Genomic DNA, 22,875 nt, shown 5'->3' with positions numbered 1-22,875 from the left:
TCCGGAATGCTTCTACCGGCTCACGGCTCACTTGTCGTTCGCTGCTCGCCGTGACGGCTTGAGGCGCACTGAACGACCACCCCTTCCGGGAGGATGCACCGCCTGAAAAGGGGGAGTGGTGCACGCCGTTTGATTGTCCAAAATACCCCAAGGGGTATGCTTGCGGCAGTGTCTATTCTCGAAATATGAGTCGAAGGAGTCGGATCATGATGTGGGGCTATGGAGGAAGTATGGGGCTGTACTGGCTCTTCGGGCTGCTGACAATTGTCGGTATCTCGTTGCTGGTCGTGCTCATGGTTCGGCTGTTTTCTGGCGATCGTAGTGTTGGGCGGAAACAAGGGGGAGAGGTTGGGCTAGGCCGCGCGCGCCAGATACTGGATGAACGTTTCGCCAGGGGTGAGCTGACCGCAGAGCAGTACCGCGAACAGCGCGCAGTCTTGGGCGAGGATAAGCGGTGAAGCCTCTCAGCCGTCGAAGCGCTCTCACGCTCGGTGGCCTCGGGCTGGCGAGCACGGTTGCCGGGGGAGCGGGACTTCTCTGGAGCCAGCAGACAGCATCGCCTTCGGCCACCAGCTCAGGCTTTGGGGCGCCCTCCGGGGATCCACTGGTTCAGCCGCCCGAGCTGCGTAGCGCCGATGGCCGCCTCAAGGTACGCCTGGATGCTGCACCGGGGGACGTGAAGATTTCCGGTCGCGGTGCCACCGTGCTGAGCTATAACGGGGGCGTGCCGGGGCCTACCCTACGCGTTCAGGCGGGCGACACGCTCAATGTGAGCCTGCACAACGGCCTCAACGATCCGAGCAACCTGCACGTGCACGGATTGCATGTTTCTCCGTCGGACAACGGCGACAACATGTTCGTGACCGTGAAGGCCGGAGAGTCATTCGACTACGAATATCAGCTGCCGCCTGATCACCCGCCGGGAGTGTACTGGTATCACCCGCACCACCACGGGTTCGTCGCCGATCAGGTCTTCGGCGGCCTTTACGGGGCCATCATTGTCGAGGACCCCGCTCCCATCAGGGCAACGCGAGAGCGCGTGCTCGTCATCTCAGACATCACACTGGACAGCCTGGGCCGCATCCCTCCCGTCACGCCGTCGGAACAGATGGCGGGACGGGAAGGACAACTCGTTCTGGTCAACGGGCAGGTGAATCCGGTGATGACCGCCCGTCCGGGGGAACGCGAACGTTGGCGCATCGTCAACGCCTGTGTGTCCCGGTACCTGCGGCTGCGTCTCGACGGGCAGGAACTACAACTCCTCGGCATCGACTCGGGACGGTTCCAGACCCCCGGCGACGTCGATGAGGTAGTGCTGTTACCCGGCAACCGAGCGGACCTCCTGGTTACCGCTGTCTCAGGGACATCCATCTTCCAGACCCTGCCCTACGACCGCGGCGGCCCGAACGGAATGATGGGCGGGATGATGGGCGGCGGCGCTGGACCAAGCGGGCAGGACGCTCAGAGCAACCCTCGCGGCTTTTCAGTGGCGACACTAACGGTGTCCGGTGATGCGATGACCGCCCTGTCCGCAGTCCCCGAGCAGGCCGTGCCCCCAGATCTTCGTTCGCGGCCCGTGACGGCGCGTCGCGAGCTCACGTTCGGGATGGGAATGGGCGGGATGAGGGGCGGCTCGATGATGAGTTTCACCATTAATAAAGAGGTGTTCGATGCGGACAGAACAGACACCACGGTTCAGGCCGACAGCATCGAAGAATGGACCCTGACAAACACCAGCCAGATGGACCACCCCCTGCACCTGCACGTTTGGCCAATGCAGCTCGTTGAGGAAAATGGCAGGGCGGTCGAGTTGGTGGTTCGGCAAGACGTTGTCAATGTTCCGGCAGGGGGACGAGTGAAGGTCCGCATCGCCTTCGACGACTTCGCCGGACGGACTGTCTATCACTGCCACATCCTCGATCACGAGGACAACGGGATGATGGGCGTCATTGAAGCAAAGTAACAACGACTCCTGACAGGGGCTTTCCTGTGTGACCGCGGTTCACTGCGACGGGAGCCAACTTCGGCTACTACTATGAAAGATAGTAGACAAAGAAGGAGGCGCTCATGCGCTCACGAATCTGGATCATCTCCCTGGCCGCTGGAGCGTTGCTTGCAGCAGGCACCGTCGCTCCGGCCTACGCGGCCGAGGGCAGCAGCCCTCCGGCCCCGGCGGGTCAGGCCGAGGATAGCGCCCGCGGACACATGGCCGCGATGCACAGAGCACCTGGCCTGGTGAAAATGCACGAACAGATGATGGCCGGGATGTCCGACACGGCTGATATGACGGCCGGTGCACCCGGCATGGCGAAAATGCACGAGCAGATGATGGCCCATCACCCGGCTGGCGACGCTTCGTCGGAGGCTGGCAATAAAAGCCTGGAGGCGTCACGGTGAGTACGGCGCTCTATGGTCTGGCCCTCCTGGCCTGCCCAGCGGCTATGGGCTTGATGATGTGGTTCATGATGCGAGGGAAGACGACAGCTGATGCGCCGAAGTCGCTGTCGGCGGCCGATGAAATGGAGTTGACCACACTGCGCCCGGAGGTGGACACGCTGCATCTGCCGAATTGAGGTTCTTATTCAGCCTCAACACCTGTTCGATGGCCGTCAGTGCGGTTGCAGTGTGAGATCCGGGCTTCCGGGGGAATGCGCAGCGTCGATCACATCGTCAAGGACTGCTCGTCCTCCGGGCACGGGTCCATTGTTCCCGCTGCGGATGCGGGGGCGATGGCGAGGAACAAGGGCAAGGCGATCAACAATCCCATAGCCAAAGCAGCGACGGTTGTCTTCCCGGCGCCGAGGGGCCGAGTCGGTGAAATAAGTCTCCTGACTCGGCTGGGAGCTGATTCTCCGCCAGCACCGAGGGCCGCCGCGGGGGTCAGCCCGTGTTCAGCCAGGCGCACCAAGGCGGTGGCGACTGTGGTCCGGTCACTATGACGGGCCGCACTGTCATCGGCGAGCATCTCGACGAGCCGGCCCAGTTCTCTGCGTGCGGTTCGAAATGCTGGGACACGGGGGAATGCATGCTGTAGCGCGTCGGCCGCCGCGAGGATGAGGTCGTGACGTCCCCGCAGGTGGGCCCGTTCGTGGGCCAGAACGGCGAGGAGCTGATTGTGATCCAACGCCGACAGGGCGGCACTGGTCAAGACGACCTGACGGACCCTGCCTGGTAGGCAGTACGCGGCGGCGGCCGGATGGTCGACGACGAGAGCGTCGTATCGGAGGTGGGGTCGCGCAATGAGGGCCAGGGCGTCCAGTTGTACTTTCCTGTTACGGGCTGCGATTGCCCGGTCCGCGGCCAGGCAATAGGCGACCCGGACGAGGATGGCACTTGCGGCGGCAGCGCCGGTGGCGCTGACCACGGCACCGCCTGGCGTGGAGTATTGCGCGAGGAGGGCCATCGCGCAGGTACGGATCCAGTCGGCGAGGTTGATGGTCCAGGGAATCGCGGGGATGGCCAGGCTCGAACCGGCAAGCAGCACCGCCAAAACAATTGAGACGCTCAGCGTTTGCCACGCAGTGATCCCGATCCGGGGAGACCGCTCGAGCCACGACATCCGGCGCAATAGGGTCGGCCCCAGGACGGCCAGAATCACGGCGAGGACCGCCAAAACGGCTGGAGCAATCATGGCGTGGTGCTTGTGCGACCCTGAAGGTGCTCGTCAAGGGCAAGACGGAGGCTGGCGACTTCCTCTGGCGGAATATGGTCGAGGAAGTGCAAAAATGTCACCGAAGTGTCAGCTCCTCCGGCAAGGACTTCCCCCATGAACGCGGCAGTGTGCTGCTCACGAGTCTGCGCAGGTCGGTAAAGATACGCACGGCCGTCCTTCTCCCGAGTCAGAAAGCCTTTGCGGCGCAGGTTGTCCATAACTGTCATTACCGTTGTGTAGGCGAGTGTGCGCTCGCGTTGGAGATCCTCCAGCACCTCGCGAACGGCGACCGGGCGCCCCCAGGACCAGATGCGATCCATGACGTGCTGTTCCAGCGTGCCGAGTGGGCGCACCATGGGTTGTTCCCTTCTACGCTCTAATGGAAACGAAAACCCTAATCAACTACCTTCCATAGTAACGTACGGTCCCTGCTGCGCCCGCGGGATCCCGTGCCGATCAGCCCTGGACGCCACCAGAGCAGGGTGCGCCGGGTTCGGGTGTCTGTGGGCCCTGTAGGTAGGTCTGCAGGAACAACTGCAGGCGGGGGTCATCCACGTTGTCCAGTTGCAGTTGTTTTCCCCAGGCGCTGGCGACAATCGGGGCGGGGAGGTCAGGATACGGGCTCAAGAGTTCGTATGGGTTCGACGCCGCATCAGCCGTCAGAGTGTCGATCTGCTCTTGCGGCAGATCGGATCGGTAGGTGACCCACACCGCGCCATGCTCGAGCGAGTGCACGGCCCGCCAGGTGTCTACCGGCTTCGTGTACACGCCGCAGTTTGTCAGCTCGGCCGAATGATCTCCGCCGACGGGGGGAAGCGTCGGAAACGCAACCTCGTTGACCACGTGGTCGCGGCTCAATCCATCAGAACTCTCCACGCCACTGATTGGCTTGTCTGCTGCCGATCTCGCCGCGTCCTGGTCTTTCTGGTTGACGACGAAGATGGAGACAACGGTCGCCACGAGGGTGATTGCGACGACGGTGCCCAAGCCGTAGATCCAGAAGCTCCGACGCCGCTCGCCCCGCTTCAGCTGTGCTCGTGCGGCCGCAACGATCGCCTGCCGATGTGCTCTGTCCTCTGTGTTCGGGTGTTCCATTTGGACGGTCCTCTCTATTGCTGATGTGCAGTGTGGTGTACGGCAACGTTCTGTGAGCTGCCGTTCGAGCCCGGCTGCCCCTGGGCGGCTACGTCGGGGCGGGACAGCTGGAGCCGCAGCTTCTTCTCCGATAGCCTCCCGTAGCTGAACATGACGTCGTCGATCAGGATGCCGGGGGCAAAGATGATGCCGTTCCGAGCGGCCAGAGCCCGGCCTTCATCGGTGTCCAGGCCGATCGCCTCGACCTGAAAGGAGTAGTCCGCGGAGAGTCGGGACACTACCAGCTTGGCTTGATCGCAGGCGTGGCACGAGGCTTGCGTCAGTACGGTGATTCGCATCAGGCGTCGGTCCGGAGAGCCTGCATCTGGGTGAGGATCTCGTCTACCGGCACGTACATGGTGTAGTTAGGCGGGCCGCCGTAGTCGGCGCGCCACTCAATTTCCCCCGTCGGCCCAACCAGGATGAAGCTGTGTCCGTTGCGGGATTCACCCATCATTCCGTCCTTGTTGGTCTGGTTAGTCAGGGAGACATCCAGACGGGTGTCGGCCAAAGCGTCCGCCGTCAGTTTGTCGTCGGCCATTTTCTGGGCGATCAGGTCCACCGGCCCGCTGGTGATGGTGAGGAGCTGATCGACGCCGACAGACTGCAGCTCGGTCTGGGCGGCGTCCAGACCGCGGATTTGGTCGCAGCACGGCTGACACCCGATCCCCTCATGGAAAAAGAGCAGAACGGACTCGCCACGGTAGTCGCTGAGATTGACCGTCCCCCCGGCCGTGGAAGCGAGAGAAAAGTCGGGGGCTTCCGCGCCCGGGCCGGGAGCACCCACGGCGTAATTGATGGAGGCGGTGTTTTCCACAGCCGTGGGGGTCCCGTTCCAAGTGCTTTCCATGACTACCAGGATGGCTGCCGCAACCGCCAAGATGCCCACGACCATCGTTGCCCGGCGCAACCCGGTGCTCCTGGCGCGTGACTGCGGGCGTATGCCCGGACGGCCTTTCTTCCGTGATGCCATTACTGTGACTCCTCTGTCTGGGCGCGCGTATGCGCCTGGTCGGGTCGGTTGCCGGAGGCGGTCGGCGTGGCTGCGTGCTTTCGGCTGCGGAGCGCCGTCCAGACCAAAGCGCCGAGAGCGGCGAAGACGGCGAGCGTCGAGATTCACCCTGGAATGAAGGCCAGAAACTGCTGGATGACGGCGGCCCAGTGCCCCAGTGCTGCGGCAAGTTCAACCTGCCACCCGTCCGGTGCCATGCCCGGTCCCTGCACCGCGAGGACGACGGTGAGCACGCCAATGGCGATCATCAACCCGCTTGAGAGCACTGTTCCCACGGGCAACCGCCACCGGGCCCCGGGCCCGATCGGAATGGTCGTGGCCGCGAGCAGGCGACTTGCTCCCCAGTTTTTTCTGTCCCACGCCAACGCCAAGGCGCACAGGGGCGCGACCATCCCGAATACGTAGGCGACGCCCACTGCGGCGGCGGCCGGGAAAGACGAAGCGGCACCGGAGAGCGCCGCCACATCGGCGAGGACTGGGGCGCAGCACGCGCTGGCGGCACCGGAGAACACTCCGAGTCCGTACACCGAGCCGATGCTCGTTCCGCCGCCGCGCCCGGAGGGCATCGGTAGCATCATTTTCCAGCCCCCAGGGTGGCAACGCCCACTGCCACCATCGCGAGACCAGGCGGCCGTCGATCATGTGCTCGATGATGGCGCACACGCCGAGTCCGCTGGCGTCGGTTGCCGAGACGTCCTTCACGATGCCGTCCGCGACTGCCTGGCTGGGAGTGTTCACGCCGGGATTCATGTCCAGGCCCTTGTTGAAGCTCGAGCAGCGGTCGCAGGACGGCACGCGCGGACCGCAGTCCGTCGTGATGAAGACCCCGACTGTGAACGGCCGCTGAACTGGCGAAGTCACGTCCTTGACATAGCTGCCCGACCTTTGGTTATAGGCGCCTGGCTACGGCTTCTGCACTCGTCCCACGGTGAAAACGTCGCGCAGGACGCTGACGGTGTCTGCTTCGTTGATGGGCACGACCTGGGGCGCGTCAGCGGCCAGTTGGCTCTGTGGATTCGCCGCGGCCGGGCCGGGTTTTGCGAGCGAGAGCGGGGAGCGAGACACTGACGGCGAAAAGCGCGACGAAGGCCATCGCCACGACGCCGAACAATCGCCGCCGCACTGGTGGCGGAGCCGGTCGGTCGGACTGTTGTCGGCGCGATTTGCGTGCCAGCCTGCGGGGCTGCCGATGACGCTGGTGTTTTTCTGCCGCCCGCAGACGGCGACGGGTCTCGATAGGCTTTACCGCCGGGAAAGGTGAGGGGTCCTACGGGGTGGAGAGGATGTCCTTCATGACATCGATCTCATCGGTCTGGCTCGTGACGATGTTCGACGCCATGGCCTTGGCGTCCTCGTTTCGACCTTCATCCAGTTCCAGCTCCGCCGTCATGATCGCGCCCTGATGGTGGACGATCATCTGTTCCAGGTATAGCTCGCCGGCCTGCGGGCCCGACGCATTTTCGAGGGCCATCATGTCGTCGTCGGACATCATTCCGTCGGAACCGTCACCCATCCCCGACATCCCATCCATGCCGCCGGTGCTGGTCTCATCGGTGCCCCACTCGGCGAGCCAGTCTCTGAGTTGCTCTATTTCCGGTTCTTGGGCGGCTTTGATCTGCGTGGCGAGGTCGGTGATGCGCACGTCGACCTCGTCCTTGGCGAGGATGTCCTCGCTCATCTCGACAGCTTGCTCGTGGTGGGGGATCATCATCTGTGCGAAAGTCACATCAGCCGACCCGAAAGAAGCGGACGCAGTGGAGGTGCTGGACGACCCGGACGAACTGTCGGGGGTTGTCCCGTTGGTGCAGGCGCTGAGCGTGAGCACGGCGGCAAGGGCCGCCCCCGTCAGAAGGTACTTACGTGATTTGAGCATTGTTTTTCCATTCATTAGTCAGACTTGAGAAACCGAGGCGCCGGCGCGCTCGAGGAGGCCACGCGTCCATGAGGGCGCGTCGGCGGCGGTTCGGTCTAAATGCGACTGATGGAAAGAATGGTCAGATTCGGCCTGTGAATATCCAGGACGAGGCGGTGAGAGAGCCGAGCGATGTGCCCGCCCGCGTCGAACAGCCTGCGGTACGTTGACGGTAACCGAGCCAGCAGGATCAGCGAAGCGAGCACCAGCAGGATGGTGCAGGTCATCGCTAGGATCGCACAGTCCAACATGCAATCGGAACAATCCACGACTCCAAGACCGGTGTGTGCGATGACGGAAACCGCCGAGACAGCGCCCGCCGTGACAACGGGGGAGACACCGACCTGCGCGGTGGGGTCAGATGCAACCGCGGTCCCACCCGTCTCGTGACTGGCATGCGTGGAGTTCATGGCCAGCACACCGAACAGGAGTCCGGCCATGGCGACCAACGCCACCAAACCAGACAGGAGGACAGGCCTCGTGCGGGGAACCACGTGTGCTGTGCTATCCAGCTTCATGTCGCCTCCGGTCCCGTTCCTGTCGCGGTTGGTTCCCGCGCATACCCCTCGACAGTATCGACTTTCACACTGCTCGACCTGTGAATGCGATCTCGCAGGTCACCCGATGGTGGCAGGATGTGCGGTGAGCGTTCCGGTAGGTATCGGGGCACCCGCCACGTTGAGTCCGCGAAAGCCGCGCAGCCGGAGGCTGTTGCTCACCACGAAAACAGATGACAGTGCCATGGCCGCGCCGGCGATCAACGGGTTGAGCAAGCCCAGCATGGCCAGCGGGATCGCCGCCACGTTGTAGGCGAAGGCCCAGAACAAGTTGGCCTTGATGGTCGACAGGGTGCGCCGGGAGAGTCGGATCGCATCAGCTGCCGCGATGAGGTCGCTTCTGACCAGGGTCAGATCGCTGGCCTCGATGGCGACATCCGTTCCCGTCCCCATCGCAATGCCCAGGTCCGCGGTGGCCAGTGCCACAGCGTCGTTCACGCCGTCGCCGACCATGGCAACAACGCGACCCTCGCTCTGCAGCTCCCGGATGATCTGCGCTTTCTCGGCCGGCAGCACACCGGCACGAACGTCGCTGATACCGACCTCAGCCGCAACGAAGGCCGCGACGGCCTCGTTGTCGCCGGTGAGAAGCACCGGCTGCAGACCCAGGCGACGGAACTCCGCGATCGCGGCAGCGCTGGTGTCTTTGACGACGTCAGAGACGGCGAGGATACCCCTGGCCTGGCCGTCCCAGGCGACGGCGACCGCGGTTCGACCCTGTGCCTCGAAGGCGGCCAGCACCGTCTCGAGCTCTGACGGAAGCGGGATAGTCCACTGTTCCGTCAGCCAGCGCGGACGTCCCACGAGAACGACCCGACCGCCGACCAGGGCTTGAACGCCGAGACCGTCCGTCGACGCGAAGGACTCAGGTGACGGTAGTTCGCCGGCGCGTTCCCGGGCACCAGACACAATCGCCTGGGCGATGGGATGTTCGGAACCCGTTTCCGCGGCTCCGGCGAGGTGAAGCAGGAGCTGCTCGTCTCCACCAGCGACGGGAACGGCGGCCACGAGCGTCATCCGGCCGGTCGTGACCGTGCCGGTCTTGTCGAGCACGATGGTGTCTACCCGGTGGGTTGATTCGAGAATCTGGGGTCCCTTGATCAGGATGCCCAACTGCGCACCACGCCCGGTGCCCACGAGCAGAGCGGTCGGGGTCGCCAAGCCGAGCGCGCACGGGCACGCGATGATGAGCGTTGCCACGGCCGCGGTGAATGCTACGACGGTCCCTGCTCCGAGCAGCAGCCAGACCACAAGGGTGGCCAGCGACAACCCGATCACGATCGGGACGAAGATCGCTGAGACCCGGTCGGCGAGGCGCTGTACCTCGGCCTTACCGGTCTGCGCCTGTTCGACCAAGCGGCCTAGCTGGGCGAGCTGCGTGTCCGCGCCAACGCGGGTGGCCCGCACGACCAGGCGACCACCCGAGTTCAAGGTGGCGCCGACCACGGCTGCGCCGGGCCCGACCTCGACCGGAACGGACTCGCCGGTGAGCATGCTGACGTCGATCGCCGAGTTACCTTCTACAACGGTTCCATCCGTGGCGATCTTCTCGCCGGGACGGACGACGAACTGGTCGCCGACGACCAGCGACGCGGTGGGGACGGTGGTCTCGACACCATCCCGCAGAAGGGTCGTCTCTTTCGCCCCGAGTTCGAGCAGCGCCTTCAGTGCGGCACCAGACTGTTTCTTCGCACGGGCCTCGAAGTAACGGCCGGCCAGGATGAACACCGTGACGGCGGATGCGACCTCCAGGTAGATTTCATCGGCACCGCTTCCCGGGGTGGCGGTAAAGCTGAAGGCCATGGTCATGCCCGGGACTCCAGCCATTCCCAGGAAGAGGGCGTACAGCGACCAGCCGAGTGCGGCGAGCACTCCGATACTGATCAGGGTGTCCATAGTCGCAGCACCGTGGCGCAAATTCACCCAGGCAGCGCGATGGAACGGCCATGCTCCCCAGACGGCGACCGGGGCGGCAAGGGTGAGAGCCAGCCATTGCCAATTGGTGAATTGCAGCGGGGGGATCATTGAGAGCAGGAGCACGGGGGTGGCGAGCACGGCGGACAGGATCAGCCGCTGGCGCAGGCTGGCCACTTCGCGGTCTTGGTCCGTGGGCACATCGAGTGTCGGAGCCTCAGGCGGTTTCGGACGTGCGGCCGTGTATCCGGTCTCCTCAATCACCGCGATGGCATCCTCAACCGTCGTGCCGTCAGGGATGAGGACACTGGCCTTCTCGGTGGCGTAGTTCACCGATGCCTCGACCCCGGGCATCCGGTTGAGTTTTTTTTCAATTCGCGCCGCGCAGGAGGCGCAGGTCATGCCGCCGACGAGAAGGTCGACCTGCTCTCCACTCATCGTGTCGCCGTGACCAGTTCGTAGCCTGCTTCATCGATGGCGGCGGCCACAGCGGCGGGATCGAGGGGTCTGGAGCTGGAGACGGTGACCACGGAGACGCCGCCCGGAACAAGGTCAACGTCCACGGCTTCGGCTCCGGCGACCTTGCCCACTTCGGCCGTCACGCTCTTCACACAGTGAGAGCAGGTCATTCCCGATACCTGGAAAGTGGTGGTCATGCCGGTAGGTTCCGCGGTGCGCTCGGATTTGTGATCGTGCGACCCGCACGTGCACGAAGAGTCAGTAAGACCAAGGTCGTTTTTATTCGACGTCGACATAGTATTCGCGATTCCTTTCGTTCCCCGGCGATCGAAGCAACCGTCGGGACGTACTTCCAGGGGATACATCCACGGTATACCCCAGGGGGGTACCCGGTCAACATGAGATCGGTGCGCACAGTTGGTCACCCCGCCGCGTGTGAGGTATACCACCCGGGGGTATACTCGGAAAATTCAAAGTGCCACCACTCGCCGGCAGGCCACCAGGATCGCGCGGGGCAGACCAGATCGGATACACACACCAATGAGTGATTTCAGCGACAAGAGCGCGATGACAACCCACGCTGGCCCGCACGGCTACATATCAAGCAAAGACGCGTATGTGAAGCGCCTCCGACGAATCGAAGGACAGGCCAGGGGATTGCAGGGAATGGTTGCAGATGAGCTGTACTGCATCGACATTCTGACGCAGATATCAGCTATGACCAGCGCTCTGCAGTCCGTGGCCTTGGGCTTACTCGAGGACCACATGAGCCACTGTGTTGTTGCCGCTGTCGCTGCCGGCGGTGAAGAAGGCGACGCCAAGATCAAGGAAGCTTCAATCGCAATCGCACGATTGGTTCGCTCCTAACCTCCCCCATGCGCACTGCGCCGTCAGCGCCTGAAAGTGCCTGGTGCTTCATCGTCGAGGAGTCGCCAGAAACCACCGGAAGCTCCAACTTTGTTTCCGGGGACGGTTCGACGGTTTGCGTTGAGAAGCTGATTCCATTTGGTGTGGATCCGACCGGGATACGTGCCACAACGGTGAGCGACTTCAGATCGAGGACGGCGACCGTGTCTGCAGCCATGTTGGTGACGTACGCGTGTCGGCTGGAGGGGTCAATGACGACGCCGTGGGCGCCGTCGCCCGTCTTCACGCTCTTCACAACCTTGAATGTATCGACACTCAGGATCGAGACTGTTGTGCATGGTTCGTCGTCGGTGCCCTGGTTGATAACAATAGGTACTTGTTGTCCGGGCTCACGAACGTCTGGATCGGTCTTGAGCCGACCGCGGTCTTTCCGATCAGCTTGCGGGTGGCCACGTCTACCTTGGCAACGGCATTTTCCCCACTGAGCGCGGCGTACCCGAAGCGTCCGTCCGGCGAGAATGCCACTTGGGCGGGCGCCGCGCCGACCTCAATCTCTGCGACCTGTGAGTTAGTTGCGGTATCGACGACGCCCAGAATCGTTCCGCCGATGTTGGCGACGTAAATCCATTTTCCATCGGGGCTTGGCCGGAGCCCGTGTGGGCCTGTCCCGACGGGGATGGTGGCCACCGACTGCATCGTCGAGGCATTGACTGCCGTCACGGTGTCGTCAGCGTTATTGGTTGTGTAACTCGTCGTGAGATCCGGAGTGACGACAACGTGAGCAGGCATGGCGCCGGTGGCGACCATTCCCGTCACAGCCAACGTAGATGCGTCGAGCTTGATCGCCATAGACGTGGATCCACTGACGGCCCACACGGACTCCCCATCGGCTGTCGCCTGCACATTGTGTGGGCTCTTAAGACCGGTCAGGGTGGTTGCGACCTTGTTCGAGGCCGCGTCGATGGCTGTCAGGCTGGCGCCATCTTCGTTGGCGACCCAGACCGTTCCAGTCACGAGACCTCATGCATGGCTACCCGGGCCTCCGGGTCATCGGTTGTGGTCATCAGAATTGCCGTCGCGGCCGCCACGATGACCAGGGGGATCGCGCCCATGGCCACTGCACGTCTTCCGTTCATTGCATTCCCGTCACTCATGCCGTTGTCTCTTCGGACGGACCCTCAGCGAGACCATGATTTGTCGAATTGTATTATTTACGATAATACTGCTTTCTATACAGGCCTGAGCAAAAACGCGCCTGCGCATCGGCTGCTGATGCGGTCGCGGCGACCGGCGGTCAGAGCACATGCTCTCCGATGCCGCTGGTCCCGCAGCCCATGGCACGGTCAATGTGTTCGACGCGAGGTCTTCAGGTAGCTGCAGATCTCGTCAGGATCGCATCCTGTCCGGCGGAGGAAGCAAGCCTCGATCCTCGACATAGCGCAGCGTTTTCGCCGTCATCCCGGCCACATCAGCCGTTCCTCCTATGCGCACCCTGTGCTCCTGCCATGACCGGACTCGTGGTCCGGCTTGACCTTCCAGCCGTGAGGAAGGTCGAGACTTGAGGTCCGTGCACACCGCACTGCGCGGCGGCAGCGCGATTGCCGATTGAAAGCACTTGGAGGATTCATGTGTAAAAACACGCCGACCGACTTTGACTTGGCGATCATCGGTTCCGGTGGTGCAGCATTCGCGGCCGCGATCCTGGCGACCAGGCTTGGCAAGCAAGTGGTAGTGGTCGAGCGTGCAACTATCGGAGGCACCTGCGTCAATACGGGATGTATGCCGTCTAAGGCCTTGTTGGCGGCCGCCGAAGCTCGCCATGTTGCCTTGGATGCGAGGCGAATCCCCGGCATCGCAGCCTCTGCGGAGCCGGTGGATATGAAGAAGCTAATCGAGGGTAAGCGCGCTCTGGTCAACACGATGCGGGCCAGCAATTAGGGGGACTTGATCGCCGAATACGATTGGGCCTTCCGTCACGGCGACGCAACGTCCACGGGAACTACGGAGGAGCCGCTACTGGAGATCACCTCGGACGACGGCAGCAAGGAAACCATGCGTTCGGACCAGTACCTTGTGGCCACCGGCTCCGCCCCGTGGGCACCACCCATTGCGGGGTTGTCCGAGGTGGGCTAGCTGACCTCGGCGAACGCATGGAGCTAGACGAAGCGCCCGAGTCATCGCTGGTCCGGGGGGGGGGGGCTACGTGGCCCTCGAACAAGCACAACTGTTCTCCCCGCTCGGCTGCGAGATGACCGTCCGGGTGCGCTCCCGGCTGGTGTCGCAGGAAGAATCCGAGGGCACCCGCGACGTGATCGCCGAGGTGACAAGCGCCACCGGCAAGGAGACAATCCGGACCAGCAAGCTCCTCGTGGCCACCGTACGTAGACCCGCCACCGCGGACCTGCACCTCGACAAGGTCGGCGTCACAGTCGGGACACGAGGGCAGATCGAAGTCTCAGGCATGTTGACTCACACGAAGCCGTAGTCCTTCACCTATTGGCCTTCTGAAGCTGTGTTGACGCCGATGTCCACGACCGGACCGCCGCGAGCCCGGCGAGTCCGGCGAGTCCGGCGAGTACGGCGATAGCGGCCAGGACGAGGGCAGTCGGGGCAAGTCCGAGCGTTGCCCCGAGGATCCCGGCCAGCGGGTAGGTGATGATGAAGCAGGCGTGGGAGAGCGAAAACTGGATGGCGAAGACCCCTCGCCGGTTGGTGTCGTCGGAGTAGCGGCGGAGGAGCCGGGCCGACGGCGTGAGGATCAGTGCGGTCGCGGCGCCGAGAACGAACCAGACCGTGAGCACGCCGGGCCAGGCCGGCGCGGAGTCCTTAGCCAGGACCAGCAGCGCGACGGCGACGGGCCCGCTCGGGAGGATGGCGCATCTGGTCAGCATCACGCGTCGATCCGGATAGCGATCCAGCACCCGCGGCAGGTTGAGGGCGACGAGCATGGAGCCGAGTCCGTAGCAAGCGAGGGTGATCGCGAAATCGACCTGGGTTCGTTCGAGGCTGTTCTGCATGAGGATGACGGTGTTGACGATCACCATCGCGGTAGACGCGGCGACGACGAGGTTCATCGCGAGCAGTGCACGGAGCGGCGGGGTGCGCCAGAACACGCGCACGCGTCGAGTGAGCCGGTCGACGAACGGTGCGGCTGCGGTGGATCTCATCGCCGGGAGGGTGGTGGAGAGCACGAGTGTGGCCGAGCCGACGAAGCCGAGCGCTGTTCCCACGAACAGGGAATGGTAGCTGATCACGGTCAGGAGCGCGGCCGCCAGGATGGGACTGAGCAGGGATTCCAGGTCGTAGGCCAGACGGGACAGCGACAACGCCCGCGTGTATTCGCTTTCCTTAGGAAGAACATCCGGGATCAGCGCCTGGAACGCGGGCGTGAAGGTCGCGGAAGCGGCCTGCAGCACAAAAATGAGAAGGTAGATCTGCCAGGCCTCGGTGACGAACGGGAGCGAGATCGCGACCCCGGCCCGGAGAACATCTGAGGACACCAGCAGGACCTTGCGGGGGACGTGGCTGGTGAGCGCGGACACGACCGGGGCGACGCCCACATAGGCGAGCAGCTTGATCGTCAAGGTGCTGCCCAGGACGATGCCGGCATCCCCGCCGGCCAGATCGAAGGCGAGAACCCCAGTGCGACGGTGAGCAGGCCGGTGCCAATCAGCGCCACAACCTGGGCGCTGAACAGTTTTCGGTAGGCGGTGTTCCGCAACACGTTACGCATGCGCGTCCACCTCAAGGTCTGTGCTGGCGGTGTCGTGCGGGTGCCGGTGGTGGGCCGGAACGCCATAGAGGGCGTGTTCGGCCTGAAAGATGGCGTCGGGGACAAGCTGGCGGGCGTGCTCGTTTGCGAGGCGATAGAACACCCGGGTTCCTTCGCGCCGGGTAGTCACGATGCGGGCGAGGCGCAGCTTCGCCAAATGCTGCGATACGGCGGCCTGGGACTTGTTGACGATTTTCGCCAGTTGGTTCACCGACAGTTCGAGTCCCGCAACGCGAGTATGACCCGGATGCGCGTGGCGTCGGCGAGCATCGCGAAGACCTCCACGGCCAACTCGACATACTCACTTTCTGGGCCGAGTGTGCAACCATCCCCATGCATTCATGCGCAGTGTGTTACACACGGGCGAGCACGTTGCGGTGGCTGATACGGCCAGGCTACGAGTGTCCACCTGTCGAGCCGGTCGATGAAGTTTCTGGCGTCTCCGCTGAATCCTCGTGCCGTCCCGGCGGACGCGCGGGGGTTGTAGAGAAGCCGGATGCTGATCAACCCCAGGTCGGGGGCCACCCCGCGCGAGAGCGTGGCTTCGGCGTTCACGCTGCCGCTTCCAGTGCTGGGGCGGACTGCGCGGCTCCCAGCGCGGTTGTGCGGCTCAGCCGGCCCGCCCGGACGCCGTTGGCGATCACGACGATTTCGGCCAGTTCGTGGATCAGGACCACGGCGGCCAGGCCGAGCGTGCCGAATAGTGCCAGGGGAATGAGCACGGCGATCAGCAGCAGGGACAGGCCCACGTTCTGGAGCATGATGCTCCGGGTTCTCCGCGCGTGGTCGAGCACCTGTGGTAGGTGATTCAGATCTTCGCCCATCAGGGCGATGTCGGCTGTTTCGATGGCGACGTCGGAGCCCATGGCGCCCATGGCGACGCCGGTGTCGGCGGTTGCGAGGGCCGGCGCGTCGTTGACGCCGTCGCCGACCATGGCTGTGGGCTGGCGGGCTTTGAGGGTGCGGATGATTTCCGCTTTGTCCTCGGGGCGGAGGTCGGCGTGGACTTTGGTGATGCCCGCAGCCTTCCCCAAGGCGGTGGCGGTGACCAGGTTGTCGCCGGTGAGCATGACCGTGGTGTATCCGGATGCGCTCAGCCGGTCTATGACCTGCCGGGTTTCGGGACGCAGCTCGTCACGGACTGCGATGGCGCCGATGACCTGCCCATTGTCCTCGATGAGGACAGCGGTGGCGCCGGCCTGTTGCATCCGCTGGACGTCGGCGGCCAGGGGGCCGGCATCGATCCACCCCGGCCGGCCGAGACGTACACGTCGCCCGTCCACCCGGCCCTCCAGGCCGGCGCCGGGGACGGTATCCACGTCGGTGACAAACGCCCGGTCCGGAGCCGCGGCGAGAATGGCGTGGGCGAGGGGGTGTTCGCTGCGGGATTCCAGACCGGCCGCGAGGAAGAGGACATCGTCTTTGGAAGCGGATCCGGTGGTGGCGACATCGGTCACGGCGGGTTTGTTGCGGGTGAGGGTTCCGGTCTTGTCCAATGCGATGGTGCGGATCCGGCCGAGGGTTTCCAGGGCACCCCCGCCCTTGATGAGAACGCCCATGCGGCTGGCGGCGCCGACGGAGGCGACCACGGTGACCGGGACAGAGATGGCCAAGGCGCAGGGCGAGGCGGCGACCAGAACGACGAGCGCACGTTCGAACCACAGCAGTGGTTCGCCGACGATGAAGCCGAAGATGATGATCAGGACTGCAACGATCAGGATGCCCGGAACCAGCTTGCTGGCGATCGAGTCGGCCAGCCGCTGACCGGGCCCCTTGCGGGACTGCTCGGCCTCCACGATCTGAACGACCCTGGCCACCGAGTTGTTCTCAGCGGTGCTGGTGACCTCAACTTCGAGCGGGCCTGTGCCGTTGATGGACCCGGCATAGACCTCGGTTCCCGGTCCCGCCTCGACGGGGACGGACTCTCCGGTGAGCGCAGAGGTGTCCAAGGACGTGCGGCCGATGATGATCCTCCCGTCGGTGGCTAGACGTTCCCCGGGCCGGACGACCATGCGGTCGCCGGGGGTGAGTGCTGACAGGGCGACGGTGACCTCGGCGCCGTCGCGCAGGACGATCGCCTCAACCGGGACCAGGTCCAGCAGTGCGCGCAGACCGCGGCGGGTTTTCGCCAGGGAGTATTCCTCAAGCCCTTCCGAGATCGCGTAGAGGAATGCCAGCATCGCTGCTTCCTCGAACTGCCCGAGCGCGACCGCGCCGGCGGCGGCGATCGTCATCAGTGTACCGACCCCGATTTTACCTTTGAGCAGTCGTCGGAGGGTGGACGGAACAAATGTCCAGGCGGCAATCAGAAGCGCCATGATTTCCAGCGGTAGCAGCAGCCCCTGGGGGCCGCCGGTCAGCGAGACGATCCACGCGGCAAGGAGAAGTGCACCGGAGGCTGCCGCCGCCCGGATCTCGCTCACCTGCCAGAAACTGGCGGTCTCCTCCTCTTCGGATGCCTTGGTCCCGTTTTTCTCGTCGCTGCAACCGCAGGCAGCACTCATGGTGTGCGCTTCTTTGTCAGGGGGACGCCGGTACTGCCGGTGCCGTAGATCGGGCACAGGCTGACCGCGTTGCCGGTTGCGGCGAGTAGAACCTCGGCCTGGGCGAGCATGTCAATCAGCTCCTGACGAGACAGCGAGTAGTACACGCTGCGGCCCTGCATACGGCCTTCCACCAGGCCGCACTCACGCAGGCACGCAACGTGCGCCGAAACCGTGGACTGGGCGAGGCCCAGCTCGTCGGTAAGGTCACTGACCCGTACCTCGCCGCCGGCCATTCGCTTCACAATGCTCAACCGGGCTGGGTCACTGAGGGAGTGGAACAGCGCCGCCGCAGGATTGCGTTGCTCGCACCCATCGGACAGAACCGAAGATTTGATCGTCATTAAACGATGATAGCGCTCAAGGTGGATCCTTCTTCGCTCACCGCCGGGAGTCGGACATCGGCCCATCCGACGCGAGGGTAAGGGGGTTGTGCGTATACACGATGGCGGGACCCGTGCGGTGGATGGAGCGCCGGCGGATTGTGGACATCCGTTTTCTGGGCACCGCGATTGCCGTCGACTTCATCGTCGTTCCGGTGGTCGCGTTCGGCCCGTCACGATTCGTTGCCGGCGCCCGGGCACTGCTCCTCGGTGCCCCGCTCGTGCTGCTGACTCCGTGTGTCGACTATGTGATCGGGTTCACCGGTCTGGCCGGCGGGGCACGTGAACGACTCCTGGCGGCCACACCTCTGCTGATGCTTCTGCAGATTGTTCTACTTCCCATCTACCTGCTGCTGTTCGCCGGCCCGAACACCGTCTCGATGATCGAGACCGAGCCGTTCCTCGAGGCGTTCCTCGTCCTGATCGTGATTCCCCTGCTGGCAGCGGTCACGGTTCAATGGGTTGGCCGTCGGCACCGGTTCGGCCGGGCAATCGAAGCCGTCCTGCAGGTTATTACGGTGCCGCTGATGATGGCCACCCTGGCGGTGGTGATCGGATCCCAGATCGCGGCGGTGGACATGCGGATCGCCTCGCTTCTGCTGGTGGTGCCGCTGTACATCGCGTTCCCGGTCATCATGGTCGTCGTCGGGTTGTCAGCGAGTCGACTCGCACGCCTGGACGTGCCGGCGACCCGCGCGCTCGTCTTCAGCGGGTCCACCCGCAATTCCCTGGTGGTGCTCCCTCTGGCGCTTGCGCTAGCGGAGTCCCTGTCCGTGGCCGCACTGGCCGTGGTGACCCAGACCCTCGTGGAGCTGGTCGTCATGGTGATCCTCGTGCGTCTCGTACCTCGACTCACCGGCCAGCGTCGAGCCGCCGACAAAATCGCACATCGATGACGGATGTGGCGGCGCATCCAGTGCCGCCTTCGGTCTATGAGAGGCCTTTCACTCTGTGTACGGCACGCGCGAGGATGTGACCAGAAACGCGCCGAAGACCCCTTGGCGTGACCAGAGTTGGCCCGTATTCGTCCGTGCCAGCGCGTGCACTTGCCACATCAAAACCGCGGAAATCCGCGGCATTTTGCCCCTGTAGCGGGTGGGCCGCACGGCCGAGACTACTGTCAGTTGTTTGGGTTCGAGTCCAGGCACCTCAGCACTACCGTGAGTTTTTATGAAAACCTGAGATTTGCGTATTTCCAGTCACACTGTTCGCACCGGGGACACTCAATCGCTGTCGTCGGCATGGTGTCTGTGAACGACGTCAGGGCACTAGGGAAGACTCTTCCCATGACGAGTGGAGAGTGACATGGTGACTGCGCGCCGAGGAGTGCCGGAAGTTGATGCGATCGTGGTCGGCTCCGGGCCCAACGGCCTCGCCGCCGCGGTCACCCTCGCCCGGGCCGGATTCTCTGTGCGCGTCTACGAGAAGTCCGCCGGCGTCGGTGGCGGCGCCGCGACCGCAGAACTGACCTTGCCGGGCTTCCACCACGATGTCTGCTCCGCCGTGCACCCACTCGCGCTGGCTTCGGAGTTCTTTCAACGATTCGGGCTCGCGGATCGGATCGAACTGGCAATTCCCGAGGTTTCTTACGGCCACCCGCTGCCGGGCGGCACCGCCGGCCTCGCCTACCGCAGCTTGACGCGCACCGTCGCCGAACTGGGCAGGGACGGCGCGGCCTGGCAGCGGTTGTTTGCGCCCCTCGTGGCGCATGCCGAGCAGGTCGCTCAGTTCACCGGTGCGCAGCTCCTGCGACTGCCGAAGCATCCGGTCACCGCGCTGCGCTTCGGCTTACGCTCCCTCGAACAGGGCAGCCCGCTCTGGGGCCTGCGCTTCTCGGGCGAAGCCGCGCCTGCCCTGCTCTCCGGCGTCAGCGCCCATACGATCAGGTCGATGCCGAGCATCGTCACAGCCGGTGCGGGCCTCACCCTCGCCACGTATGCGCACGCGGGCGGCTGGCCGATACCGGTCGGCGGCAGCGGCGCGATCGTGACCGCGCTGGTCGACGATCTGCTCGCTCATGGCGGTGAGATCGTCACGTCGACCGAGGTGCGGCGGCTGAGCGAACTGCCGCCGGCCCGCGTGGTGATGCTTGACCTGACGCCGCGTGCGCTCCTGCGACTCGCCGAGGGCGAGCTTCCCGGCGCCTACGCGCGACGGTTGCGCGCCTTCCGGTACGGAAACGGCGTCGCCAAGGTCGACTTCGCGCTTTCGGGTCCGGTGCCCTGGCAGGCTGCCGGGGTGCGGGCGGCTGGCACCGTGCACGTGGGCGGCACTCGGGCTCAGATCCGGCGAGCCGAGAACACCGTTGCGCGTGGCGGACACGCCGAGGAGCCGTATGTTCTCGTGTCCCAGCCCAGCCGCACCGACCCCAGTCGCGCGCCGGCCGGTCAGCACACTCTTTGGGCGTACACCCATGTTCCGCGCGGCTCAACCATCGACCAGACCGAAGCGATCGTGCGCCAGATCGAGCGCTATGCCCCGGGTTTCCGTGACACGATCCTGGCCAGCGCCGGTCGCACCGCGACGGAGATGGAACAGCTCAATCCCAACTACGTCGGCGGTGACATCTCGGCCGGCGAGGTGAGTCTGACCCAACTCGTGCGCCGCCCGGTACTGTCCACTGACCCTTGGCGCACCCCCCTGAGCGGCGTGTACCTGTGCTCGTCATCCACACCGCCGGGCCCCGGCGTGCACGGCCTGGCCGGCTGGTACGCGGCCCTGAGCGCTCTTCGACACGACCTCGGGGTGCGCACAGCCCCCGATCTTTCCCCGACTAACCAGAAATAGGTGACACAGTGGCCGTGACCTACCGCACCATGGGCTGTCCGCCCGAGAACGTTTTCGCCGTCCTCGCTGACGTCTGGCTGTACCCGAGCTGGGTCGTCGCAGCCTCCCGCATGCGGGCTGTCGACGCGGCCTGGCCGACAGCCGGAAGCTCCATCCATCACTCGGTGGGCGTCTGGCCGGCTCTGATCGACGACTCCACCTCTGCTCTGGAGTGGGAATCACCCGGGCACGCGTTGTTCACGGCCCGTGGCTGGCCGATCGGGAAGTCCCACGTGGCCCTCGATGTGAAGGCACGAGGTGGCGGATGCGTCGTGCGCATCACCGAGGACGCCACCGCCGGCCCCGGCCGGTTCGTGCCCTCCTTCCTGCGCGACCCGGCCATCAGTATGCGAAACGTGGAGACTTTGCGCCGGCTCGCTTTCCGGGCCGAGGGCGGTGCCGAGAGGGGCCCGAGAGCGCTCACCGACGCGTGACCACCCCGGTACCGCGGCCATGATTGAGATGACCCAGTCCCAGTCCCAGCACGCTGGAGCGGACAGGAACAGCCGGGTCACGGGTGCCTCGGCCAGCAGATTACCCAGTGAGGTGTCTGCGGCATGTCCCTCGGATGGGACGGGCCAACATATTATTGACGGCACTGCCGCGGCCGCGGTGAAGAGAGTCGAGCCGTTCCATGTGCACCTGGAAGGACCACAATGTCAAACGTCATCAATCATCTGCCGGCGCAGTCCCGTATGACCGCAGGGAACCCGAAAAAGTGACCATCCCGAATCGTTTAGACGCCGATGAGTTCGACCGGCCTCGACATAAGAAGTCCGACTCCGTGTCCGATCCCGCCGCGCAATCGGGGAAGTAGATCGTGTTCCTTCTCTTCGGCACGCGTGCGCATCGTGCCGTGATAAATGTTGTCTCGTTTGTGTGCGGATATTGTGGGACTCTGGCCCAGCAGCGGGTGGTGAAAAAGTCGACGAAGTTTACGCTGTTCTTAGTGCCATTGTTTCCCCTTGCCAGGTCGTACGCCAACGAGTGCACCAACTGCGGTGGCACCACACGACTCACCGCCACCCAGGTTCGGCACTCATTGGATTGGGCGACATCACGGGCCGCAGAAGACTAGGAAAGTTCGAAACAGCGAATAGTTGTCTGCCCTGAGCCCGTGCCGCTGCGCACTGGCAGATCACACGGACGCGGTCATCGTCGACGGACAGGCCTGGTTCGGAGAGCAACGCCCGAAGTCCTTCGGGAAATGGTTCGATTGAGTCGACCGCATTGCAATGGTGGTCCGTCTATTCGCTGCTTTTGGTTCGTCGCGGATGGCACGTCGACTGTCAGGCCGAGGGGGAGAAGGCGTCGAGGGAGTGACGTGCGATCGGGTTGCAGTCGAGGGCGTTGCTGAGATCTTCTGGTGCCGCGGGCGCGTCGACATCCCTCATCGTGTTCCACGCCCCGGTCGCAGTGGCGACGTCGACCAGCTGAAGGGTGTGGTGGTCGTCGATCTCTCGCCGTTCGCCATCGCTCCATCCGAACACGTCAAGGTGGTCGAAGACGACCTCGTCGTTGATGGATCGTCCGGGCGCGGCCTTGAGGAAGGTGGCCAGCCAGACGGGGTCCTGCCGGGCGTAATATCCGGTCTTCGCGTCGGCCAGTCCGACTGAACACGAGCGCGACGGCGGTGGAGAGGCTGTTCATCATCCGCGGAGCGCCGAGTTCAGTCTCGAACCAATTCGACGGAGATTCTCGTGTGAAACTGCATTTCGGGCGGATTTTTGGCTCTCCTGCTTCATCTGTGGGTGTTTCGGAGCGCCTTAACGGCCGCACGCCGCTTCCTGTCTAGGTTTCTGACTGTCTAGGAACAGAAACTCAAGGGGCAGGAAAACGGCGTG

30 protein-coding genes and 2 pseudogenes are annotated in these 22,875 nt (G+C 64.2%); 13 read left to right on the top strand and 19 right to left on the bottom strand.

Annotated elements, in window-relative coordinates; genetic code table 11:
* The first annotated feature begins 206 nt into the window (after positions 1–206).
* The 4 genes from E3N94_RS15150 to E3N94_RS15135 all read left to right on the top strand — a co-directional run bounded on the left by E3N94_RS15150 (position 207) and on the right by E3N94_RS15135 (position 2,573).
* Positions 207–458, top strand: coding sequence for an SHOCT domain-containing protein (locus E3N94_RS15150; RefSeq protein WP_134341795.1), 252 nt, complete (start codon positions 207–209; stop codon positions 456–458).
* Positions 455–1,963 (top strand): multicopper oxidase family protein, encoded by a 1,509-nt coding sequence (locus E3N94_RS15145; protein WP_134570522.1) that lies wholly within the window; start codon positions 455–457, stop codon positions 1,961–1,963. The genes E3N94_RS15150 and E3N94_RS15145 overlap by 4 nt, the downstream gene beginning before the upstream one ends.
* Before the next feature lie 104 nt (positions 1,964–2,067).
* A complete protein-coding gene (locus E3N94_RS15140) occupies positions 2,068–2,397 on the top strand; it encodes a hypothetical protein (protein WP_104102926.1) in 330 nt (109 codons plus the stop codon).
* A complete protein-coding gene (locus E3N94_RS15135) occupies positions 2,394–2,573 on the top strand; it encodes a hypothetical protein (RefSeq protein ID WP_134341793.1) in 180 nt (59 codons plus the stop codon). Before E3N94_RS15140 ends, E3N94_RS15135 begins: the two co-directional genes overlap by 4 nt.
* 89 nt (positions 2,574–2,662) lie before the next feature.
* On the opposite strand, the gene E3N94_RS15130 is transcribed toward E3N94_RS15135, so the two are convergent.
* The 6 genes from E3N94_RS15130 to E3N94_RS15105 all read right to left on the bottom strand — a co-directional run bounded on the left by E3N94_RS15130 (position 2,663) and on the right by E3N94_RS15105 (position 6,364).
* The gene (locus tag E3N94_RS15130; protein WP_104102932.1) at positions 2,663–3,631 is read right to left on the bottom strand and encodes a M56 family metallopeptidase; all 969 of its coding nucleotides are present in this window, start codon (positions 3,629–3,631) and stop codon (positions 2,663–2,665) included.
* On the bottom strand, positions 3,628–4,008 hold the full coding sequence (locus E3N94_RS15125; protein ID WP_134419940.1) for a BlaI/MecI/CopY family transcriptional regulator: 381 nt from the start codon (positions 4,006–4,008) through the stop codon (positions 3,628–3,630). The genes E3N94_RS15130 and E3N94_RS15125 overlap by 4 nt, the downstream gene beginning before the upstream one ends.
* Before the next feature lie 100 nt (positions 4,009–4,108).
* Positions 4,109–4,747 carry a DUF3105 domain-containing protein gene (locus E3N94_RS15120; RefSeq protein ID WP_134419942.1) on the bottom strand — a complete coding sequence of 213 codons (639 nt, stop codon included), beginning with the start codon at positions 4,745–4,747 and terminating at the stop codon, positions 4,109–4,111.
* Between the two features lie 14 nt (positions 4,748–4,761).
* On the bottom strand, positions 4,762–5,085 hold the full coding sequence (locus E3N94_RS15115) for a thioredoxin family protein (RefSeq protein ID WP_134570521.1): 324 nt from the start codon (positions 5,083–5,085) through the stop codon (positions 4,762–4,764).
* Entirely contained in the window at positions 5,085–5,759 is a 675-nt protein-coding gene (locus E3N94_RS15110; RefSeq protein WP_134512164.1) for a redoxin domain-containing protein, read from the bottom strand. The genes E3N94_RS15115 and E3N94_RS15110 overlap by 1 nt, the downstream gene beginning before the upstream one ends.
* 143 nt (positions 5,760–5,902) lie before the next feature.
* Positions 5,903–6,364: a hypothetical protein gene (locus E3N94_RS15105; RefSeq protein ID WP_134419946.1), complete on the bottom strand. Its 462-nt coding sequence runs from the start codon at positions 6,362–6,364 to the stop codon at positions 5,903–5,905.
* 83 nt (positions 6,365–6,447) lie between these two features.
* On the opposite strand from E3N94_RS15105, the gene E3N94_RS15100 reads away from it, so the two are divergent.
* A complete protein-coding gene (locus E3N94_RS15100; protein WP_134371662.1) occupies positions 6,448–6,645 on the top strand; it encodes a hypothetical protein in 198 nt (65 codons plus the stop codon).
* Positions 6,646–6,701: 56 nt separating this feature from the next.
* Here E3N94_RS15100 and E3N94_RS16680 read toward each other — a convergent pair whose 3' ends face one another.
* The 5 genes from E3N94_RS16680 to E3N94_RS15080 all read right to left on the bottom strand — a co-directional run bounded on the left by E3N94_RS16680 (position 6,702) and on the right by E3N94_RS15080 (position 10,837).
* On the bottom strand, positions 6,702–6,863 hold the full coding sequence (locus tag E3N94_RS16680) for a hypothetical protein (RefSeq protein WP_158250306.1): 162 nt from the start codon (positions 6,861–6,863) through the stop codon (positions 6,702–6,704).
* Between the two features lie 202 nt (positions 6,864–7,065).
* The gene (locus E3N94_RS15095; RefSeq protein WP_198416301.1) at positions 7,066–7,671 is read right to left on the bottom strand and encodes a DUF305 domain-containing protein; all 606 of its coding nucleotides are present in this window, start codon (positions 7,669–7,671) and stop codon (positions 7,066–7,068) included.
* Between the two features lie 95 nt (positions 7,672–7,766).
* Entirely contained in the window at positions 7,767–8,228 is a 462-nt protein-coding gene (locus E3N94_RS15090; RefSeq protein ID WP_104102956.1) for a hypothetical protein, read from the bottom strand.
* A gap of 99 nt (positions 8,229–8,327) precedes the next feature.
* Entirely contained in the window at positions 8,328–10,619 is a 2,292-nt protein-coding gene (locus E3N94_RS15085) for a heavy metal translocating P-type ATPase (RefSeq protein ID WP_134419952.1), read from the bottom strand.
* Positions 10,616–10,837, bottom strand: a complete 222-nt coding sequence (locus E3N94_RS15080; RefSeq protein ID WP_134371658.1) for a cation transporter — start codon at positions 10,835–10,837, stop codon at positions 10,616–10,618. Before E3N94_RS15080 ends, E3N94_RS15085 begins: the two co-directional genes overlap by 4 nt.
* 343 nt (positions 10,838–11,180) lie before the next feature.
* On the opposite strand from E3N94_RS15080, the gene E3N94_RS15075 reads away from it, so the two are divergent.
* The gene (locus tag E3N94_RS15075) at positions 11,181–11,507 is read left to right on the top strand and encodes a metal-sensitive transcriptional regulator (protein ID WP_166785345.1); all 327 of its coding nucleotides are present in this window, start codon (positions 11,181–11,183) and stop codon (positions 11,505–11,507) included.
* Here the strand turns inward: E3N94_RS15075 and E3N94_RS17370 are convergent.
* The 3 genes and pseudogenes from E3N94_RS17370 to E3N94_RS17365 form a co-directional block, all read right to left on the bottom strand.
* On the bottom strand, positions 11,464–11,724 hold the full coding sequence (locus tag E3N94_RS17370) for a hypothetical protein (protein ID WP_241986119.1): 261 nt from the start codon (positions 11,722–11,724) through the stop codon (positions 11,464–11,466). The two genes, E3N94_RS15075 and E3N94_RS17370, sit on opposite strands and share 44 nt — an antisense overlap.
* A 98-nt stretch (positions 11,725–11,822) precedes the next feature.
* Positions 11,823–12,521: a beta-propeller fold lactonase family protein gene (locus E3N94_RS15070; protein ID WP_241987143.1), complete on the bottom strand. Its 699-nt coding sequence runs from the start codon at positions 12,519–12,521 to the stop codon at positions 11,823–11,825.
* A 384-nt stretch (positions 12,522–12,905) separates the two neighbouring features.
* A pseudogene (locus E3N94_RS17365) lies at positions 12,906–12,998 on the bottom strand (MerR family DNA-binding transcriptional regulator); the annotation flags it as partial.
* Positions 12,999–13,133: 135 nt separating this feature from the next.
* On the opposite strand from E3N94_RS17365, the gene E3N94_RS17360 reads away from it, so the two are divergent.
* From E3N94_RS17360 to E3N94_RS17350, 3 genes are all read left to right on the top strand, one after another.
* The gene (locus E3N94_RS17360; protein WP_241987142.1) at positions 13,134–13,445 is read left to right on the top strand and encodes an FAD-dependent oxidoreductase; all 312 of its coding nucleotides are present in this window, start codon (positions 13,134–13,136) and stop codon (positions 13,443–13,445) included.
* A gap of 6 nt (positions 13,446–13,451) precedes the next feature.
* Positions 13,452–13,640 (top strand): hypothetical protein, encoded by a 189-nt coding sequence (locus tag E3N94_RS17355; protein WP_241987141.1) that lies wholly within the window; start codon positions 13,452–13,454, stop codon positions 13,638–13,640.
* 70 nt (positions 13,641–13,710) lie between these two features.
* Positions 13,711–13,992, top strand: a complete 282-nt coding sequence (locus tag E3N94_RS17350; RefSeq protein ID WP_233191525.1) for a hypothetical protein — start codon at positions 13,711–13,713, stop codon at positions 13,990–13,992.
* Positions 13,993–13,996: 4 nt separating this feature from the next.
* Here E3N94_RS17350 and E3N94_RS15055 read toward each other — a convergent pair whose 3' ends face one another.
* From E3N94_RS15055 to E3N94_RS15040, 4 genes and pseudogenes are all read right to left on the bottom strand, one after another.
* Positions 13,997–15,091, bottom strand: a complete 1,095-nt coding sequence (locus tag E3N94_RS15055) for an MFS transporter (RefSeq protein WP_241987140.1) — start codon at positions 15,089–15,091, stop codon at positions 13,997–13,999.
* 141 nt (positions 15,092–15,232) lie between these two features.
* Positions 15,233–15,618, bottom strand: a pseudogene (locus E3N94_RS15050) (metalloregulator ArsR/SmtB family transcription factor).
* Between the two features lie 212 nt (positions 15,619–15,830).
* Positions 15,831–17,783 (bottom strand): cation-translocating P-type ATPase, encoded by a 1,953-nt coding sequence (locus E3N94_RS15045; protein ID WP_134570519.1) that lies wholly within the window; start codon positions 17,781–17,783, stop codon positions 15,831–15,833.
* A complete protein-coding gene (locus tag E3N94_RS15040) occupies positions 17,780–18,166 on the bottom strand; it encodes a metalloregulator ArsR/SmtB family transcription factor (protein ID WP_134570518.1) in 387 nt (128 codons plus the stop codon). Before E3N94_RS15040 ends, E3N94_RS15045 begins: the two co-directional genes overlap by 4 nt.
* A gap of 122 nt (positions 18,167–18,288) precedes the next feature.
* Here E3N94_RS15040 and E3N94_RS15035 point away from each other — a divergent pair, with 122 nt between their 5' ends.
* The 4 genes from E3N94_RS15035 to E3N94_RS17345 all read left to right on the top strand — a co-directional run bounded on the left by E3N94_RS15035 (position 18,289) and on the right by E3N94_RS17345 (position 22,109).
* Positions 18,289–19,101, top strand: a complete 813-nt coding sequence (locus tag E3N94_RS15035; protein ID WP_241987150.1) for a bile acid:sodium symporter — start codon at positions 18,289–18,291, stop codon at positions 19,099–19,101.
* A gap of 409 nt (positions 19,102–19,510) precedes the next feature.
* A complete protein-coding gene (locus E3N94_RS15030; RefSeq protein WP_134570516.1) occupies positions 19,511–20,992 on the top strand; it encodes an NAD(P)/FAD-dependent oxidoreductase in 1,482 nt (493 codons plus the stop codon).
* Positions 20,993–21,000: 8 nt separating this feature from the next.
* Complete coding sequence (locus E3N94_RS15025; RefSeq protein ID WP_174776141.1) at positions 21,001–21,465, top strand: SRPBCC family protein; 465 nt, start codon at positions 21,001–21,003, stop codon at positions 21,463–21,465.
* A 386-nt stretch (positions 21,466–21,851) separates the two neighbouring features.
* Positions 21,852–22,109, top strand: a complete 258-nt coding sequence (locus E3N94_RS17345; RefSeq protein ID WP_134570515.1) for a zinc-ribbon domain-containing protein — start codon at positions 21,852–21,854, stop codon at positions 22,107–22,109.
* A gap of 211 nt (positions 22,110–22,320) precedes the next feature.
* On the opposite strand, the gene E3N94_RS15015 is transcribed toward E3N94_RS17345, so the two are convergent.
* Entirely contained in the window at positions 22,321–22,521 is a 201-nt protein-coding gene (locus tag E3N94_RS15015; protein WP_134415885.1) for a hypothetical protein, read from the bottom strand.
* Between the last annotated feature and the right edge of the window lie 354 nt (positions 22,522–22,875).

Origin of the sequence: Cryobacterium sp. Sr3 (genome assembly GCF_004402835.1) — a bacterium.
Classification (GTDB): Bacteria; Actinomycetota; Actinomycetes; order Actinomycetales; family Microbacteriaceae; genus Cryobacterium; species Cryobacterium sandaracinum.
Note: the sequence above shows the minus strand (reverse complement) of the source record. Positions and strands in the feature narration are given on the sequence as shown.